Annotated in this window: 16 protein-coding genes and 1 riboswitch; of the genes, 8 read left to right on the top strand and 8 right to left on the bottom strand. The window is 69.6% G+C overall.

Annotated elements, in window-relative coordinates; genetic code table 11:
* The first annotated feature begins 15 nt into the window (after nt 1-15).
* Nucleotides 16-939, top strand: coding sequence for a CorA family divalent cation transporter (locus tag AC1DS4_RS13930; RefSeq protein ID WP_477646052.1), 924 nt, complete (start codon nt 16-18; stop codon nt 937-939).
* Here AC1DS4_RS13930 and AC1DS4_RS13925 read toward each other — a convergent pair.
* Nucleotides 936-1991 carry a ribonucleotide-diphosphate reductase subunit beta gene (locus AC1DS4_RS13925; protein WP_477613062.1) on the bottom strand — a complete coding sequence of 352 codons (1056 nt, stop codon included), beginning with the start codon at nt 1989-1991 and terminating at the stop codon, nt 936-938. The two genes, AC1DS4_RS13930 and AC1DS4_RS13925, sit on opposite strands and share 4 nt — an antisense overlap.
* Nucleotides 1988-4417: a ribonucleoside-diphosphate reductase subunit alpha gene (locus AC1DS4_RS13920; protein WP_477632205.1), complete on the bottom strand. Its 2430-nt coding sequence runs from the start codon at nt 4415-4417 to the stop codon at nt 1988-1990. Before AC1DS4_RS13920 ends, AC1DS4_RS13925 begins: the two co-directional genes overlap by 4 nt.
* A 139-nt stretch (nt 4418-4556) precedes the next feature.
* Nucleotides 4557-4798: riboswitch (cobalamin riboswitch) on the bottom strand.
* Between the two features lie 67 nt (nt 4799-4865).
* Here AC1DS4_RS13920 and AC1DS4_RS13915 point away from each other — a divergent pair.
* The 4 genes from AC1DS4_RS13915 to AC1DS4_RS13900 all read left to right on the top strand — a co-directional run bounded on the left by AC1DS4_RS13915 (nt 4866) and on the right by AC1DS4_RS13900 (nt 8407).
* Nucleotides 4866-6026 carry a DUF4185 domain-containing protein gene (locus AC1DS4_RS13915; RefSeq protein WP_477632206.1) on the top strand — a complete coding sequence of 387 codons (1161 nt, stop codon included), beginning with the start codon at nt 4866-4868 and terminating at the stop codon, nt 6024-6026.
* An 82-nt stretch (nt 6027-6108) separates the two neighbouring features.
* A complete protein-coding gene (locus tag AC1DS4_RS13910) occupies nt 6109-7011 on the top strand; it encodes an ATP-binding cassette domain-containing protein (RefSeq protein ID WP_477632207.1) in 903 nt (300 codons plus the stop codon).
* Nucleotides 7008-7829 (top strand): ABC transporter permease, encoded by an 822-nt coding sequence (locus AC1DS4_RS13905; RefSeq protein ID WP_477632208.1) that lies wholly within the window; start codon nt 7008-7010, stop codon nt 7827-7829. Before AC1DS4_RS13910 ends, AC1DS4_RS13905 begins: the two co-directional genes overlap by 4 nt.
* Before the next feature lie 140 nt (nt 7830-7969).
* Complete coding sequence (locus AC1DS4_RS13900; RefSeq protein WP_477632209.1) at nt 7970-8407, top strand: SRPBCC family protein; 438 nt, start codon at nt 7970-7972, stop codon at nt 8405-8407.
* Nucleotides 8408-8426: 19 nt separating this feature from the next.
* Here the strand turns inward: AC1DS4_RS13900 and AC1DS4_RS13895 are convergent, their stop codons facing one another.
* The gene (locus AC1DS4_RS13895; RefSeq protein WP_477632210.1) at nt 8427-8831 is read right to left on the bottom strand and encodes a hypothetical protein; all 405 of its coding nucleotides are present in this window, start codon (nt 8829-8831) and stop codon (nt 8427-8429) included.
* Nucleotides 8832-9017: 186 nt separating this feature from the next.
* Here AC1DS4_RS13895 and AC1DS4_RS13890 point away from each other — a divergent pair, with 186 nt between their 5' ends.
* Nucleotides 9018-9431, top strand: coding sequence for a nuclear transport factor 2 family protein (locus AC1DS4_RS13890; protein ID WP_477632211.1), 414 nt, complete (start codon nt 9018-9020; stop codon nt 9429-9431).
* A gap of 18 nt (nt 9432-9449) precedes the next feature.
* Here AC1DS4_RS13890 and AC1DS4_RS13885 read toward each other — a convergent pair whose 3' ends face one another.
* The 5 genes from AC1DS4_RS13885 to AC1DS4_RS13865 all read right to left on the bottom strand — a co-directional run bounded on the left by AC1DS4_RS13885 (nt 9450) and on the right by AC1DS4_RS13865 (nt 15108).
* A complete protein-coding gene (locus AC1DS4_RS13885; RefSeq protein WP_477632212.1) occupies nt 9450-11708 on the bottom strand; it encodes a xanthine dehydrogenase family protein molybdopterin-binding subunit in 2259 nt (752 codons plus the stop codon).
* Nucleotides 11705-12700, bottom strand: a complete 996-nt coding sequence (locus AC1DS4_RS13880) for an FAD binding domain-containing protein (protein ID WP_477632213.1) — start codon at nt 12698-12700, stop codon at nt 11705-11707. Before AC1DS4_RS13880 ends, AC1DS4_RS13885 begins: the two co-directional genes overlap by 4 nt.
* Nucleotides 12697-13236, bottom strand: coding sequence for a 2Fe-2S iron-sulfur cluster-binding protein (locus tag AC1DS4_RS13875; RefSeq protein ID WP_477632214.1), 540 nt, complete (start codon nt 13234-13236; stop codon nt 12697-12699). The genes AC1DS4_RS13880 and AC1DS4_RS13875 overlap by 4 nt, the downstream gene beginning before the upstream one ends.
* 67 nt (nt 13237-13303) lie before the next feature.
* A complete protein-coding gene (locus AC1DS4_RS13870) occupies nt 13304-14590 on the bottom strand; it encodes an NHL repeat-containing protein (RefSeq protein ID WP_477632215.1) in 1287 nt (428 codons plus the stop codon).
* A complete protein-coding gene (locus AC1DS4_RS13865) occupies nt 14587-15108 on the bottom strand; it encodes a SigE family RNA polymerase sigma factor (RefSeq protein WP_477632216.1) in 522 nt (173 codons plus the stop codon). The genes AC1DS4_RS13870 and AC1DS4_RS13865 overlap by 4 nt, the downstream gene beginning before the upstream one ends.
* A 261-nt stretch (nt 15109-15369) precedes the next feature.
* On the opposite strand from AC1DS4_RS13865, the gene AC1DS4_RS13860 reads away from it, so the two are divergent.
* Both AC1DS4_RS13860 and AC1DS4_RS13855 read left to right on the top strand, forming a co-directional pair.
* Nucleotides 15370-17463: an ATP-binding protein gene (locus tag AC1DS4_RS13860; RefSeq protein ID WP_477632217.1), complete on the top strand. Its 2094-nt coding sequence runs from the start codon at nt 15370-15372 to the stop codon at nt 17461-17463.
* A 43-nt stretch (nt 17464-17506) separates the two neighbouring features.
* Nucleotides 17507-17893, top strand: a complete 387-nt coding sequence (locus tag AC1DS4_RS13855; RefSeq protein WP_477613076.1) for a DUF1801 domain-containing protein — start codon at nt 17507-17509, stop codon at nt 17891-17893.
* The last annotated feature ends 5 nt before the right edge of the window (nt 17894-17898 follow it).

Here is a 17898-nt window from a genome sequence, read left to right as displayed (position 1 = left end):
TCGAGACACACCACCATGATCGGCACCTGCTGGGTGTCGGAGGCCGGGCTCGAGGAGCACGACGTCGCCCAGGTCGACGCCCTGCTGCAGCGCGACGACGGGTTCGTCTGGGTGGACGTCCCCGAGTTCGACGACGCCGCGGAGGCGGTGCTGCGCGAGCGGTTCCATGCGCACCCCATGGTCGTGAAGGCCTGTCGTGAGCGGAACTTCGTCCCCTCCGTGCACGGCTACGAGGAGCACACCTTCGTCATCGTGCACACGCCCCTGGCCGGCGAGGGCGGGCACGTGCACATGCTCGAGCTCGACCAGCTGGTCGGCACCCGCTACCTCGTGACCGTGCACGGTCCGCGCAATCCCGCGGTCTCCCTGTTCGACGCCACCGAGGAGACCAGGACCGTCCGGGAACGCATCGAGGCCGGACGGTTCCGCCCCAGGACCCCGAGCGAGCTGTCCTATGCAATCGGGTCTGCGGTGGCCCGTCGGCAGAGCGCGGCGGTCAAGTCTGTCGCAGGCCGGCTCCCGGCCCTGGAGATGCGGGTGATGGGTTCGGACTTCCACCAGCCCGAGGAGCTGCTCGAGGAGCTGTTCCTGCTGCGCCACGAGCTGCTCATCTCCCGAACCCAGGCTGGGCAGGCCCACGAGGTCTACGGGCGGCTGGCCTCGCTCGAGCGGTTCGCCAGCGACGAGTCACGGCGGCACGCCCGCGACCTGTCCGAGCAGTTCGACCGGGTCCGCAGCCTCGCTGACGGTGAGAGCCAGTTCCTGTTCGGCGTGATCGAGCTCTACCAGACCCGGGTCACGACCAAGATGACCGTCGCGATGGAACGCCTCGCGGTCATCGCGGCGATCACCTTGCCCGTCACCGCCATCGCGTCGGTCTACGGCATGAACGTCATCGTCAGGGCTGGTGGTGAGCCAGCCCTGGCGGCCCCCTCCTAGAACTCCTCGTTGAAGGCGACCGAGCCGGACACCCCGACCTGGTAGGCCGAGACGCGACGCTCGAAGAAGTTCGACAGCTCCTGGACGTCCTGCAGCTCCATGAACGCCAGCGGGTTCTTCGAGCCGTACTCCGGGTCGAGCCCGAGCTGTTCGAGCCGCCGGTCGGCGACCGACTCGAGGTAGGTGCGCATGTCGGTGACGGACAGGCCGGCCACGCCTCCACCGAGCAGGTCCTCGGCGAACTGCGCCTCGGCGTCGACGGCGTCGCGCATCATCGCCCGCACCTGTGCGGCGAGGTCGTCGTCGAAGAGGTCCGGCTCCTCGCGCCGCACCGTCTCGACGACGTCGAACGCGAACGCCATGTGCATCGACTCGTCGCGGAACACCCAGTTGGTGCCGCTCGCCAGCCCGTTGAGCAGGCCGCGCGACCGCAGGAAGTAGACGTAGGCGAAGGCGCCGTAGAAGAACAGCCCCTCGATGCAGGCGGCGAAGCAGATCACGTTGAGCAGGAAGGCCCGTCGGTGCTCCCTGGTCTCCAGCTTGTCGAGGTCGAACACCGAGTCGATCCAGCGGAAGCAGAAGTCGGCCTTGTCCTTGATGGACGGGATGTTGTCGACCGCGGCGAAGGCCTCCTGGCGCTGCTGCTCGTCGGGCACGTAGGTGTCGAGCAGGGTCAGGTAGAACTGCACGTGCACGGCTTCCTCGAACAGCTGGCGGCTGAGGTAGAGCCGCCCCTCGGGGGAGTTGATGTGCTGGTAGAGGTTGAGCACCAGGTTGTTGGCCACGATCGTGTCGCCGGTGGCGAAGAACGCCACCAGCCGCCCTACGAGGTGTCGCTCGGCGTCGGTGAGGCGCTGGAGGTCCTTGAGGTCCGTGTGCAGGTCGACCTCCTCGACGGTCCAGGTGTTCTTGATGGCGTCGCGGTAGCGCTCGTAGAAGTGCGGGTAGCGCATCGGCCGCAACGTCAGGTTCATCCCCGGGTCGAGGAGCATCCGCGTGGCCGAGTGGTCGGTCGCGACGGTCGTGTCGGTGGTGGTCTGGTCGATGCTCACTGGCAGGCCTCGCAGCTCTCGGGGTTCTCGAGGGAGCACGCGACGGCTTCCTCGTCGGGGACGGTCGGGATGGGCGCGGCGACGGAGATGGTCGCCTGCTGGATGCGGGTGGCTGGGCGGGACCGCAGGTAGTAGGTCGTCTTCAGGCCGGCCTTCCACGCGTAGAGGTACATCGAGCTCAGCTTCCCGATCGTCGGCGAGGCGAGGAACAGGTTGAGCGACTGGCTCTGGTCGATGTAGGGCTGGCGGGCAGCCGCGATGTCGATGAGGGACTTCTGAGGCAGCTCCCACGCGGTGCGGAACAACAGCCGTACGTCTGCAGGGATCGACGTGATGCCCTGGACCGAGCCGTCACTGCGCTTGATCGCCTCGCGCACCTCGGGGGTCCAGAGCCCGCGTGCCTTGAGCTCGCGCACGAGGGCGGTGTTGACCTGGAGGAACTCCCCCGAGAGTGTCTCGCGCTTGAACAGGTTGGACACCTGTGGCTCGATGCACTCGTAGGCGCCCGCGATCGAGGCGATGGTTGCCGTGGGCGCGATGGCGATGAGCAGCGAGTTGCGAAGTCCATTCTCCTTGATGGCGTTCCGCACCGACTCCCAGCGCCGGGTCTGAGTCGGCGTGACACCCCAGAGGTCGGGTTGCAGATCACCGCGCGCCGCGCGCGTCTGCTGGTATGCCGGGTGCGGGCCGTGCTCGCCCGCCAGCTCCGCGGACTGCTCCAGTGCCGACAGGTAGACCTCCTCCGCTATGCGGGTGGACAGCTCCTGCGCCTCGGACGAGTCGAACGGCAGCCGCAACGCGAACAGCACGTCCTGCAGGCCCATGACGCCCAGGCCCACGGGCCGCCATCTCGGGTTGGACGCCGCGGACTCGGCGGACGGGTAGTAGTTGATGTCGATGACGCGGTCCAGGTAGGTCACGGCCGTCCGCACGGTCGCCCGCAGCTTGTCCCAGTCCATTGCGTCGCGACCACCGGTCAGGTGCTGGGCCAGGTTGACCGAACCCAGGTTGCACACGGCCGTCTCGTCGTTGCTGGAGACCTCGATGATCTCGGTGCACAGGTTGGAGAGGTGGACGACCGGCGCGCCGGGCACCTGGTCGTCGCTGGTCTGGTTGCACGTCCGGTTGCTGGCGTCCTTGAAGGTCATCCAGCCGTTACCGGTCTGGGCCAGGGTCCGCATCATCTTGCCGTAGAGCTCGCGAGCGCTGACCTGGCGCACGAAGCGTCCGTCGCGCTCCGCCGCGGCATACACAGCCTCGAAGGCCGGACCCCACAGGTCCGGGAGTTCGGGCACCTCGTTCGGGTCGATCAGGCTCCACTGCTCGTCGGCCTCGACGCGGCGCATGAACTCGTCCGGGACCCAGTTGGCCAGGTTGAGGTTGTGCGCTCGGCGGGCGTCCTCGCCGGTGTTGTCGCGCAGCTCGAGGAACTCCTCGATGTCGGGGTGCCACGGCTCGAGGTAGACGCACGCGGCTCCCTTGCGGCGACCGCCCTGGTTGACCGCGGAGACCGACGAGTCGAGGGTGCGCAGCCACGGGACGATGCCGTTGGAGTGACCGTTGGTGCCACGGATCAGCGCCCCACGGGACCGCACCCGCGACCACGAGATCCCAATGCCACCAGCGAACTTGGACAGCTTGGCGACCTGGGTGTAACGGTCGTAGATCGACTCCAGCTCGTCCTGGGGCGAGTCGACGAGGTAGCAGGAGGACATCTGGGTGTGCCGCGTGCCGGAGTTGAACAGGGTGGGAGAGCTGGGCAGGTAGGCCAGCGAGGCCATCAGCTGGTAGAAGGCGATCGCTTCCTGAGGTGTGTGCGACAGGCCGCAGGCCACCCGGAGCAGGAAGTACTGGGGGGTCTCGATGACCAACCGGGTGTCGGGGTGGCGCAGCAGGTAGCGGTCGTAGACGGTGCGCAGCCCGAAGTACTCGAACCGCCGGTCGTTGGACACGTCGACGGCGTGGTCGAGCTTGCGCGCGTTGGCCTCGACGAAGGCAGCGGTCTCGTCACCGATCAGTCCCTCGAGGTGCCCGAGGCGGACGGCCTGGCTGAACGACGCGATCTGCTGCCCGCGGACCTCCTTGTCGATGTAGTTCGACAACAACCGGGCTGCGAGCCGGGAGTACTCCGGCTCGGCCGCGGTCATCTCTGCCGCCGTCTGGATGGACAGTCGGTCGAGCTCGGCGGTGGTGGCTCCGTCGTAGAGGCCGCTGATGGTCCGGGTGGCGATCGCCATGGGGTCGACCTCGGCGAGGTCGTCGCACCACCGCTCCACGGCGCGGACGATCTTCATCACGTCGACGGGTTCGGCGTCGCCGTTGCGCTTGCGCACGGCCATCGTCGCGCGTCGGGCGGTCGTCGCTTCGGCGGCCTCAGGGGGGTGGACGACGTCACTGTCGACCACGTCGGTGCTGGTGTCGGTCACTGCTCTCTCCTCGCGAGCGAATCGGTGCCGCGGACGCGAGGAGGAGACGACAACGCAGCCACGCGCGTCGCCGAGGGCGACGGGGTGCGGTGCTGCGCATGTCGTGTGACCCGCCCTCGAGGCCACGACTCACCGCGCACGGTGTGCACGGTCGCTGGCAGGTCTTCGGACTCGCGGACGTGTCGTGCCGGCGACCCGGATCTGGTGGGTCGCCGACTCGGTTCCTACTGGCCGTCGCTTCCCACCCGCGTGTGCGAGCAGTGCTTGATGACGGCGGTCGTTTCCGCTTACCGCTGCGGGGCAGTCCCGGAATCTCACCGGGTTCCCTCTTGCCCCGAAGACCGATTGCGCGGCCTTCGGACCAGCGAGAGACACCATATGCGGGTGGTTGGCCCAAAGCGCGGCACCACATGTTGGGTCGGCGTGTCGCTTCCCTAGGATTGCCTGCATGCGGCGCGCCATCCCCTTCGCGGCCAGCGCGGCAATCGTCCTCCTTGCCCTGGTGGGGTGCTCCGCCCCTTCACCAAGCGGTGCGCCGGCACCGCCTGCCGGCACCCCGGCATACCCCCGACTCACCCCGACCTGCCCGGTGGCGACCTCCACAGGGAGGCCGCCCACGGTGACGGTCGGCCAGCTCAACCGGATCGTCGCGGGCCTCGACCTGCCGTTGTGGCAGGCCGGCGACATCGGCGCCAGTGCCCGACTTCCCGATGAGCGGATCGTGTGGGTCTTCGGCGACACAGTGCGCCGCGAAGGGATCTCCCCGCGGATCGTGGCCAACTCCATGCTGGTCACGAGCGGACTGTGCACGTCCCAGGTCGAGACCTCAGCGCGGGGACCGGCGATCCCCGACCGCGCCGATGGCGTCGTCCACTGGCCGATGTCGGTGGTGTCGCTGTCGAGGCCGGACGGTGACTTCCTCGTCGTCACCACCGCACGCATCCGTCGTGGCGTTGCGGGAAGCTTCGACTTCACGTACCTCGGCAGCAGCGCAACGGTTTTCGAGGTGCCCACCGGTGGGGCCCCGCAGCTGCGGCACCAGCTGGACATCACCCCCGACAGCCCCGCGCCCGACCAGGTCAACTGGGGCTCGGCGATGACCGTGAGTGGTGACTGGCTCTACGTCTACGGCACCCGGCTCCCCACTCGCCACTCCTTCGGACGAGCGCTGTATGCCGCCCGCGCACCGGTGGCTGCCGCGCGTGACCGCTCCACGTGGCAGTTCTGGGACGGCGCGGCCTGGGTGTCGGAACAGGATCGCGCTGCGGTGGTCCTCGCGGCCGAGGGCGGGGTCTCCCAGACCTTGTCGGTCGACGCCGTCGACGGCCACTTCGTCATCGTCTCCAAGCGGGACGGCGACCTCGGCAACACGGTCTACGCGTGGTCGTCGGAGTCGCCCGTCGGCCCCTGGGCCGCTCAGCGTGGGACGAGGGCGGAGTTCCAGGACCCGTCGGGACAGCTCAAGTACGCGCCGCTCGCCCACCCCGGGATCGCGCTGGCCGACGGACGACTGCTCATCTCGATCTCGCGCAACACCACCGACTTCGGCCGGCTGCTCGAGGACCCGACCCTCGGACGGCCGGTGTTCGCCGAGATCGACCGCCCCTGAGGAGGAATCAGGGTCGCCTCAGGGTGAGCATGGGGTCTGTCCCCGATGTGTCCACGTGGCTGTCAGCGCCACGATTCTCGGCATGATCACTGTCGAATCACTCACGAAGACCTACGGACGTGGACTGACCGCCGTCAACGACGTCTCGTTCTCCGCGGCCACGGGCCGCGTCACCGGCTTCCTCGGCCCCAACGGCGCAGGCAAGTCGACCACCATGCGAATCATCGTCGGCCTCACCCCGGCCACCTCCGGTACCGCCACCGTCGATGGACAGCGGTTCACCGACCTGCCCAACCCGGGCCGCGAGGTGGGAGTCCTGCTGGACGCCTCCGCACAGCACGCCGGCCGCACCGGACGCGAGATCCTCACGCTCGCCCAGCGGACGATGGGCCTGCCCCGGGCGCGGGTCCAGGAGATGCTCGAGCTCGTCAGCCTCACCGACAACGAGGCCGACCGGCGCGTCCGCGACTACTCCCTGGGGATGCGCCAGCGCCTCGGCATCGGGACCGCCCTCCTGGGCGACCCGCACGTCCTCATCCTCGACGAGCCCGCCAACGGCCTCGACCCGGCCGGGATCCGATGGATGCGTGACCTGCTGCGAGGGTTCGCCGACCAGGGCGGCACCGTCCTGCTCTCCTCCCACCTCCTCCACGAGATCGAGGTCATCGCCGACGACCTCGTGGTCATCGGCAACGGACGGATCGTGGCCCAGGGCACCAAGTCCGACCTGCTCGCATCGGCCGGCACCGTGGTCCGGGCACGCGACGCCGCCGCGCTGGCGCGGGCCATGGCGGATGCCGGCCTGGCCGTCACGCCCCACCCAGACGGCAGCGTGCACACCGACGCCGCACCCGACCAGGTCGGCGAGATCGCGCTCGCCGCACGCCTGGTCCTCACCGAGCTCCGTACCGCCGACGGGGCCGGGCTCGAGGAGATGTTCCTCGAGCTCACGACAGACACCCAGCGCGAAGGAGCAGCAGCATGACCACCACCGTCCTGCGGACCCCGACCTCCCAGTCGGCCGCCCCCGCCCCCCGCACGCGCACAGCAGCCGCGCGGATCCCGCTGACCCGCATCGTCGGGGTCGAGCTGCGCAAGATGTTCGACACCCGCTCGGGCTTCTGGCTGATGGCCAGCATCGTCATCACCAGCGTGCTCGCCACGGCCGCCATCATCGTGTTCGCTCCCGACGACCAGCTCACCTACGACAACTTCGCGGCAGCGATCGGAGCGCCGATGACCGTGATCCTGCCCATGATCGGGATCCTCGCGGTGACGAGCGAGTGGAGCCAGCGCAGCGGGCTGACGACCTTCACCCTCGTGCCGCACCGCGGTCGGGTGCTCAGGGCCAAGTTCCTCGCAGCCATCACGGTGGGTGTCGCGTCGATGTTCGTCGCCCTCGTCGTCGGCGTGCTCGGCACGGTCGTCGGGAGTGCCATCGCCGGCGTGGACCCGGTCTGGAACGTCTCCGTGGGCCACTTCGCGACGATCGTCCTGGGCAGCGTCCTCGGAATGGTCTTCGGCTTCATGCTCGGCCTGCTCATCCGCAACTCCCCTGGCGCGATCGTCACGTACTTCGTCTACACCCTCGTCCTGCCGCCGCTGCTCGGTCTGCTGGCGGCGAACCAGAAGTGGTTCGCCGACCTGCAACCGTGGGCCGACTTCAACTACTCGCAGATGCCCCTCTTCGACGGCAACCTCTCCAGCCAGCAGTGGCAGCACCTCGCAGTCTCCGGTGGCCTGTGGTTGCTCCTGCCCATGGTCATCGGGCTGCTGATCGTCCGCCGCGCCGAGGTCAAGTGACGTCAGGCGCATCGGAGCAGGGCTCCGCCGCCCCACCACCGGGTCAACCGGTCGGTAGGGCGGCGGAGCTTCGTGCTCGGATGGCGGATGATGGTTCACCGAGGCCCGCAAGTTCCCACGAGAAAAGGAGAGCACTGCGCATGGCGACCACCAGGTTCACCGTCCACACCAGCTTGTCGCCGACCGCGGTCATGGCCGTGATCACCGACTTCGGCCCGGACCGGTCCCGGTGGTGGCCGAACGTCGACGAGGCCCACTTCACGGTCCACGCACAGGGTCCGGACTGGGCTGAGGTGACCGAGGGCACCGGCATGGGCTGGGAGCGCGAACGCTACTCGTGGAACGCCTCCTCCGGCGTCGTCACCATCGACACCCTGGAGTCGAACCTGTGGGGACCGGGCAGCGGTTGGCGGTACGAGCTGGTGCCCTCGGCCGGGGGCACCGACCTGCACGTCTCGCTCACGCGGCTGCCCAACTCGTTCAGGGGCAAGCTCGTCGCCGCCCTGATCCCCATCGCCGGGCCACGAGCGCTGGGGAAGCAGTTCGAGTCGGTCCTGCGCAAGGCAGAGAGCCGCTGAAGGCCGTCTGTCCCCCTGATCAGGGGGCGCGATGCCAGACGATCCCGAAGGCGTCGGTGAGGGTGCCCGCGCCTCCGTCGTAGTGGAACTCGATGGTCAGACGTTCCCTCACCACGTTGCCTCCCGGTAGGCAGACGAGGGAGGCGACCATCACCACATCGCTGCCGTCCGTGTAGCCGGGGCCGGACAGCCGGGCTGGGTTGCCGCCGCAGGCGTTGGTGGCGGCATCGTCGACGTAGGTCATCGCGTAGACAGTGCGCCCTGAGCCCCTGATGTCCAGCGTCTGGGTGCTGCCGTCGGCGTCGATCGAGGTCCACCTGCCAGCCAGCGGTCCACTCGCGGCCGATGCGGCGACCGGAGTGAGGACTGCGCAGGTGGCCGCGAGGATCAGACTGGCCGCTATCGAGCGAGTTGCACGATTCATGTGGATTCCCTTCCGTCGCAGCGAATTGTGCGTGAGTCGATGCTGGCGCCGAGGGCTGGTGGACGGCAATGGCCCGGTTGGGTCACGCCCGGGGACTAGGCATGCCTGTGTGTCCGCAGCTCGCGAGGGGGCGCCGTCGCTGGCAGGTGCTGTCGGTGCGCGGATGACAGGGCTAACGTCAGCGTCATGAGGATCCTGGAGCGCCTCACGGAGGCACAGAACGCCCACGACGCACAGCGCATGGCGTCCCACTTCTCCGCCGACTACGACAGCTCCCAGCCCGTCCACCCCGGCCGTGCCTTCAAGGGAAGCGCCCAGGTCCTGGCCAACTGGACCGCGGTGTTCGAGGGCGTCCCCGACTTCCACGCCGAGCTGCTTGCCTCGTCAGTGGACGGGGACACCGAGTGGGGTGAGTTCGACTGGCAGGGTCAGCACCCCGACGGCTCGCCCTTTGCCATGCGCGGGGTCATCATCGTGACGGTGCGCGACGACCTGATCGCCGGCGCCAGGTTGTACATGGAGCCGGTGGACCGCACTGACCAGGACATCGAGGCGGCGGTCGAGGAGCTGTCCAGGCCGCCCTCCTCCTCGTCCCGTTGAGCGCCCCGCCACGGGCAGTCAGCCGACGATGCGATCCAGCGTCAGGGGCAGGTCGGTGACGCGCCGCCCCGTGGCGTGGCGGACGGCGTTGGCGACGGCTGCACCGACCCCGACGATGCCCACCTCGCCCGCCCCGAGGATGCCCAAGGGCATCTGGGGGTCCGGGTCGTCGAGGGTGTGCACGTCCAGGAAGGGGACATCCGCGTGCACAGGCACGTGGTACTCGGCGAGGCTCGGGTTCATGATCCGCGCGCTCCGCGTGTCGATCAGTGTCTCCTCCCCCATCGCGAGGCCCAGACCCATGACGATCCCGCCGCGCAGCTGGCTGTGGGTCGTCTTGGGGTTGACCACCCGACCCACGTCGAAGACGCTGACCCACCGACGGATTCGCAGCTCACCGGTGTCGGCGTCCACCCTGACCTCGCAGAAGTGCGCCCCCGTGGCGGCCTTCATCCACCGCCTGCTGTCCATCACCAGCTTGGAGAGGAACCGCACTTGGCCCCACATGGCTTTCGGTCCGGAGTCAGCACCCACCTGCACTGTGAGCGAACGCTCGCCCGCGCGGGTCAGGACCTCGGCAGGGTCGGAACCGTCCGGCATACCTGCCTTGGACGCCAGGGCGTCCAGCCTCTTGCGCATGGCGTGGCACGCCTTCTCGATGGAGCCGGCCAGGCTCGCGGTCTGGCCCGAGCCCCCCGCTCCCGGCCCCATGGGGAGGTCGGAGTCGCCGTAGAGCGCGTTCACCCGCTCCAACGGCACCCCCAGGCAGTCGGCGACCATCTGGCCCACGACAGTGGCCGTGCCCATGCCCATCTCGTGGAAGGCGCAGGCGAGCGTGGCGCTGCCGGTCGCATCAACGGTGAGCTGGACGTTGGCCACGAACTCCCACGACGGGTGGATGGCGGCGGCCACCCCCCAGCCGACGAGGTCCTTGCCGTCGCGCGTGCCCGGCGCCGGCCGATCGGCCCACCCGAACAGGTCCCGTCCCTGCTCGAGCGTCTGCGCGAGCCTGCGGTGGGAGTAGCGCGTTCCGTGGACCGGGCTCTTCTCGCCGGGCTGGTTGAGCAGGCGCAGGTCGACCGGGTCCATTCCGAGCTCGATGGCGAGCTCGTCCACGGCGGACTCCACGGCAAAGCTGCCCTGCGCCTCACCGGGGGCACGCATGGCGGTGTTCGTCATGAGGTCGAGCTCGACGACCTTCTGCTCGGCCAGGATCGTCGAGGCGTCGTAGAGGTCGAGGCTGCACGCGACGATCTGGTCTGCTTCACCGCCGACACGACCCTTGCGTGACGTGGCCGAGTGGATGAGGGCCTCCATCTGACCGGCTCGCGAGGCCCCGATCGCCACGCGCTGACGGGTGGGGGTCCGACCACCCACGGTGCGATAGACGCCCTCGCGGGTGAGGGCCAGCCGCACCGGCCGTTCCGCGACCTTGGCGGCCATGCAGGCGATCAACGTCGCGGCCCACACCTTGGACTTGCCGCCGAAACCCCCGCCGACGTACTTCGACACGACGTGGACGTCGCCGGCCGGAATGTCGAACCACTTGGCCAGGAACTTCTGGGTCCAGTCGATGTTCTGGCAGCCCTCGTAGACGGTGAGCCGTCCGCCGTCCCAGACGGCCGTGGTCGCGTGGGGTTCGAGGGCGTTGTGGTTGTGCTGTGGGGTGGTGAAGGTCAGGTCCACCTTCACCGGCGACGTCGCGTATGCCGCGCGGGCGTCACCGCGCTTGCCTCCCGTCGCGGGCATCACCGGCATCGAGCGGACCCGCGTCGCGGTGGGCAGCTCTGCGTCGAAGTCGGCCGTGGGTGTGATGGTCTGGTACTCCACCTGGACGAGGGACGCGGCGTACTGGGCTGCTTCGAGGGTCTCGGCCACCACGGCGGCGACGGGCTGCCCGTCGACGTGCACCTCGTCGGTGTTGAGGAAGGCGATGGAGCTCCCAGCGGCCATGGTGGAGAGGTCCATCGGGTTCATCCGGCTCGGTGGCGGGGTGAGGCGCGGGGCGTTGTGGTGGGTCAGGACAAGCACCACGCCCGGATGGGCCTCGGCCCGGGCAGTGTCGAGTGACGTGATGCGACCGCGGGCGATGGGCGCGTGGACGAGGACGGCATGGGTCAGGCCCGGCAAGGGGTACTCCGCCGAGAACCGAGCTGTGCCAGTTGCTTTCGCGAGCCCGTCCACCCGGTCGACCGGCCTCCCGATGGCTGGACCGGTCCGTTCGTCGCTCTCCGTCGGCGCTACGGCTTGGGTCGTCCGCTCGGGCGCCAGGGTCATGACGCACCTCCTTCGTCGCGCAGTCGCCGGAGGGTGGCGGTGATCGTACGGACCGCGAGGTCGATCTTGAACTCGGTGCTGGGCGTGCCCACGGCCTGCGCCAGCTCGGCACGGGCCGCGGCCGTGAAGTCCTCGTCCGTGGCGGGTTGCCCGGTCAAATGCTGCTCGAGAGTCGTTGCCCGCCAAGGCTTGTGGGCCACTCCCCCGAGCGCGACGCGCACCTGCGAGACCGTGCCGTCGGTGACCTCGAGGGCGGCGGCCACGGAGACCAGCGCGAACGCGTACGAGGCACGGTCGCGGACCTTGCGGTAGCGGGAGCGGGCCGCCAGTGGCTGCGCCGGGACGGTGACCGCCGTGATCAGCTCGTCTGCCGCAAGGGTGGTGTCCACGTCCGGCGTCTCGCCCGGGAGTCGGTGGAAGTCCTGGATCGGGATCGTCCGGACGCCGGCGCGGCTGGCGACCTCGACCTCCGCGTCGAGCATCACGAGAGCCACAGCCAGGTCGGAGGGATGCACCGCCACGCAGTGCTCGCTGGCCCCGAGGACCGCACCCATCCGGTTGTGACCCCCGGCAGCATCGCAACCGGCACCGCGCTCACGCTTGTTGCACGCGGCGGCGTGGTCGTAGAAATAGAGGCATCGCGTGCGTTGCAGGAGGTTGCCCCCGACAGTCGCCATGTTGCGGATCTGGCCGGAGGCCCCCATGAGAATCGCCTGTGCGAGGACTGGGAAGCGTTGGCGCACAGCCAGGTCGGCGGCGAGATCGGTGTTCCTGACTCCGGCACCGATCCGCAGGCCACCGTCCGCGGTCTCCTTGATCTCGGCGAACGGGAGACGGGACACGTCGACGAGGACGTCCGGCGTCTCGATGCCCTCACGCATGAGGTCCACCAGGTTGGTGCCACCGCCGAGGAACTTCGCACCAGGCAGGTCGACGATGGCCGCCAGCGCCTCGTCGATGCTTGCCGGCACGGCATACGAGACCGGCTTCATCGGTGACCACCCTCCGTGTTCGCATAGGACTCGATGGCCTCCACGATGCCGTTGTAGGCGCCGCACCGGCACAAGTTGCCGCTCATGCGTTCTCGCACCTCGAGGTTCGAGCGGTCGGGCGGTGAGGCGAGGTGCTCGGAGACCGCGCTCGGCACCCCTTCGTCGAGCTCGCGCAGCATGCCCAGAGCCGAGCAGATCTGACCTGAAGTGCAGTAGCCACACTGGAATCCGTCTGCCCCGACGAACGCACGCTGGAGGTCGTGCGGAGTCTCGGGTGACCCGACGCCCTCGATGCTGGTGACCTCCCGGCCCTCGACCTGGACCGCGAGGGTGAGGCAGGCCAGCACGCGGCGGCCGTCGACGAGCACGGTGCAGACCCCGCAGGCGCCCTGGTTGCAGCCCTTCTTGGTCCCGGGGAGGTCGAGGCGCTCGCGCAGGAGGTCCAGCAGGCTGACCCCCGCATCCACCTCGACCTCGGTCGGCGTTCCGTTGAGGGTGAAGCGGAACTGCGGAGTGGTGCGGGGATGCACTGGCACTGGCGTCTCCCTTCCTTGTCCGGAGACTAACCCAGCCCGAGCGGTCCCGCCGGTGGCCGGCCCGGTCTCAGCGGCGCCACCACGTCGGGTCGAACCGGAGCGGCAGCGGCCCGTCGAGGATGCCGAGGCGCCGAGCCGTCCAGACGCCCAGGCGCCACAGCAGCCAGACCCCCAGCAGGGCCAGCGGGATCGTGATCCACACGACCAGCCTGGCTCGCCACACCGCAGCCTGGTTGACGTGGGGCTTGCCGCTGAAGGCATCGGCCCTCCAGCTCGTCAGCCCGGCAAAGCCCGCCGTGCTCTCGACGGCGGCCGGTCCCCCGACCGGACCCGTGCGCCCTCTCGAGGTGACGAAGAGGACGCCGCGTTGCCAGGTGACCCCGTCCACGGAGTAGCGGGAGTGCAGCGGCACGACAGTGCCACTCGCGGCGAAACCCGTCTCCCGCACTCCGGTGAGGTTCCAGGTGATGACCGAGGAGTCGTAGGAGGCGTTCATCAGCGACGCACCGATCGCCAGGGTGCGGCCGTCCGGCGACACCGCCATCGCCTGGGGCTCGACGGTCGCCTCGGACGGGTAGGTCAGGCGCCCGACGGCCCGCCACGAGGAGTCGCCGAGGGTCCACGTGTACACGTCGAGGGTCGAGTCGGTCTGCGAGCTGTAGGTCACCATGAGCGTGCGGTCGTCCAGCCAGCCACCAGCCAAGGGGAAGCCGCTCGTGACCTGCTCCAGCGGCGTGTGCGCGGGCACCGGGACCTGGGGCCCCTCGGGGGTGGCGACGACGATGGTCGACGACGAGCCGTAGGCCCGCGCGTAGTGACCCGAGTCCGGCGACCAGGCCGCCCACAGCTGATAGTCGTCAGGGGCACCCGGCTGGGGAACGGGGCGACTCGAGCCCGCCACGAAGTCGTAGACGTCGAGGCCGTCGACCATCCAGCGACCGCTGGGTGACAACGCCGCGTACATCCGGCTCGGTCCGGCACCGGGCACCTTCCACGCCTCACCGAGGGAGTCGATGCCGAAGGCCGTGGTCCCGTCGAGGACGACCGCGGTCATCGGACGATGGGCGCTGAGGACGTTCGGGGCGAAGTAGGGGTGGGCGAGGATCGAGGGGTAGGTGTTCGGGGCGTTCGTCTGCACCGGTCGGGGTGAGGCCGGCACGGGTGGGGCGGACAGCGACGGCCAGGCGACGAAGCTCAGCAGCGCGACGAGGGCTGCAAAGGCGGCGGCGCTGGCGACACGCATCCTGGTCCTGCGGCGGGCGCCCCGGGTCCAGAGCGCGTCGACGGGAGGACCTCCGGCCGACCCGACGTCACGAACCAGATCCGCCATGGCGGTGCCGAGTGGGGTGTTCATCGACGAACCTCCGTCCTGCCAAAGGTGAGTGCGAGCTCCGGAGCGAGGATGCGGAGGCGTTCCAGCGCGTGGCGCGTCTGGGACTTCACGGTGTTGACCGAACAGCCGAGCACCTCGGCCGCCTCGCGCTCGGTCCGGTCTTCGTAGAAGCGCAGAACCAGGACGGCACGCTGCCTCGCGGTCAGGCGAGTCAGCGCCTCCGCGAGCGTGAGGCGGGCGTCGGCGCCTGCGACCCAGTCGCGTGAGGACGAGGCGAGCCGCTCGTTGGCCTCCGCCGGGTCGGGCTGGTGGCGCCGCCACCGCCAGGCGTCCACCGACCGGGTGTACAGGATCCGTCGGACATAGGCCTCCGGCGATCCGGCAGCCGACACGACGGACCAGCGCTGCGCCGCCCTGGCCAACGTCTCCTGAACCAGGTCCTCAGCCGCGTGGGGGTCGCCCGTGAGCAGCGTGGCCGTGCGCAGCAGCGGCACCCAACGGGCTCGCACGAACGCCTCGAAGTCCTCACGTGCGTCCACCTGTTCCGCCTCCCCCGCCGTCGCCGCCCGAGTCCACCCTGCCACCCGACCCCGCCTGTGCTCCGCAGTCCACACTCTTGAGGACGGACGCGCGGGGAGGTCTGGGTGGAACCCCCGACGTGTTGCGGGTCACGGGCCGGGCGCGGTTCCCCACCTGAGCACGCCGACTGCGCAACAATGGGCCATGCCCTCCAGCCGGAAGACCGGCGCCACGAGCACCTCCTGTCGTCGGCCTGCCGCGCCCGAGCTCTGCGGAGCTAGGTGATCCCCTCGTCCTCGTTCCTGCGACGGTGGCCGTTCGCGGTTGCCGTCATGCTGGTCGCCGTCTTCGTGCTGGGGGCGACCGCCGTCCGGTTCGCCCCGCCGGGGTCCTCCGTCGCTGTGTGGTGGCCGGCGGCCGGGCTCGCCGTCGCCTTCCTGCTGGCGACGGGCCCGAACTGGCGACGTGCAGGCATCGTCGTCGGCGGCATGGTGGTGATGAGCGGTGCGGCGAACCTCTACGGCGGGCGGCCACTCCTCGCCGCCACGTGCTTCGGCGTGGCCAACGCCACCGAGGCCGCGGTGGTCTGGTGGGTGATGACGCGCGGAGGGCGCCGCCCTCGCCTCGCCTCACTCGACGACCTGGGCCGACTGTTGATCGCCACCCTGACAGGAGCCGTCCTCTTCGGCGTCCTGGCCGGCCTCATCGTGACGTACACGCTCGACGGCACCTTCCTGCCCACGGCCTACGCCGTTGCGGCCTCCCACTCCGCGGCCGTCCTCATCATGGCGCCACTCGGTGTGGCCGTCTCCACCAGCAGGTCCCAACCCCGCCGGCTGGAGGACCTGCTCCAGGCGGTCACGCTGCTCGCTGTCGTCCTGTGGGTGTTCGCCTCCAAGGACGGGCTTCCGCTCGCCTTCCTCCCACTCCCGGTACTGGTCTGGGGGGCGACCAGACTCCACCTGCGCAGCCTCGCCGTCCAGCTGTTCGCCCTCGGCGTCCTGGTCGTCCTGCTCACCAGCGAGGGGGGCGGACCCTTCGCCGCTGCGGCGCGTTCCGGGATCGTCGAGCCAGAGACGGTGGGCGCCCTGACGCAGGCCTTCCTGATCACCGCCGCCATCACCGGTCTCGCGCTCGCCGTGGCCTCGACCCAGCGCCGTGACGCCCTCGCAGACCTGCACAGCGAGGCGACGTTCACCCAGACCGTGCTCAACTCCGCCGTCGCGACGGCCATCATCGGGACCGACCCCTCGGGCACCATCACGTTGTTCAACCGTGGTGCGACCAACTTGCTCGGCTACCAAGCGGACGAGGTCGTCGGTTCGCTCAACTGGGTCGACCTGCACGACCCGGCAGAAGTGGCGAGGCGTGCGGCCGAGCTCCGCCTCCCGGCCGGTCCGGCCGTCCTCGTCCACGCGCTCGAGGGTACGGACCGCACGGAGACGCGTGACTGGACCTGGATCACCAAGGACGGGCGCCGCATCGTGGTCGACCTGACGACGAGTGCCATCGTCGACCAGGCCGGCACCGCTACGGGCTACCTCGGCGTGGCCGAGGACGTCACCGAACGACGCGTGTCCGCCGACGCGGTGCAGGCAGCGCTGCTGCGCGAGCGCCGCGCGGTCGAGCAGCTCACCGCCCTGGACCGGACCAAGAACGACTTCCTGTCGTCCGTCAGCCACGAGCTGCGGACGCCGCTGGCCAGCGTGCTCGGCTACACCGAGATGTTGGAGGACGGCGCGGTGGGTGAGCTGGCCCCGAAGCAGCTCGACCTGATCTCGCGGATCGACCGCAACGGACGGCGGCTGCTCGCCCTCATCGAGGACCTGCTGCTCAACTCGCGCATCGAGTCAGGGCAGCTCCACCTCGCCCGCCAGCGTTGTGACCTCGTGGAGGTCGTCGACCACGCCTGGGAGTCCGTGGGCGCTCTGACCCAACGGCGAGACCTGGAGCTGTCGCGTGACGTCACAGACCGCCCGGTCCCGTTGCACGGCGACCCGGCCGCCCTCGAGCGGGTCGTCACGAACCTCCTGTCCAACGCCGTGAAGTTCACGCCCGACGGCGGCAGCATCGTGCTCAGGCTCGACACCACCTATGACCGCTTCGGTGACGGCAGGGCGAGGCTGATCGTGGCTGACACGGGCTTCGGCATCTCCGAGAGCGACCAGGGTCAGGTCTTCCGCCGTTTCTTCCGCTCCTCGGACGCCACCGAGCGGGCCGTCCAGGGCACCGGCCTCGGGCTGAGCATCGTGCGTGCCATCGTGGACGGCCACCACGGCACGGTGCACGTGACCTCCAGCGTCGGCGAGGGTTCGGCCTTCACCGTCCTGCTGCCGTTGGCCCGAGCCGCCAGGTCCAACGGGATGGCCGGCTGAGGAGTCGCCGATGAGTTGCCGGGTCGGCGGCGGTCTATCTGGCATGGACACCAATCCCCTGGTGGACGCCTACATCCAGTCATTGCCGGCTTGGCAGCACGAGCTGTGCCAACGTCTCCGAGAGGTCGTGCACGCCGCCGACCCCGAGGTCGAGGAGACGATCAAGCGGCGAGTGCAGCCCTACTTCGTGCTCGAGGGCAACGTCTGTGCGCTGCTTGCCACGAAGGACCACGTCAACCTGTTCGTCTACGACGGGGCCATCGTGGACGACCCCCACGGCCTCGTGACCGGCGGCCACGACAACGCCACCGCCCGCACGATCGCGTTCTGGGAGGGCGACCCCGTCAACGAGGCAGCGCTGCTGGAGTTCCTGCGCCAGGTCATTGCCAACAACCGGGCAGGTGGCTGGCGGCGACTCAAGAAGTCCTGAGGTCC

Source organism: Pedococcus sp. P3_C7, assembly GCF_056402615.1.
Note: the sequence above shows the minus strand (reverse complement) of the source record. Positions and strands in the feature narration are given on the sequence as shown.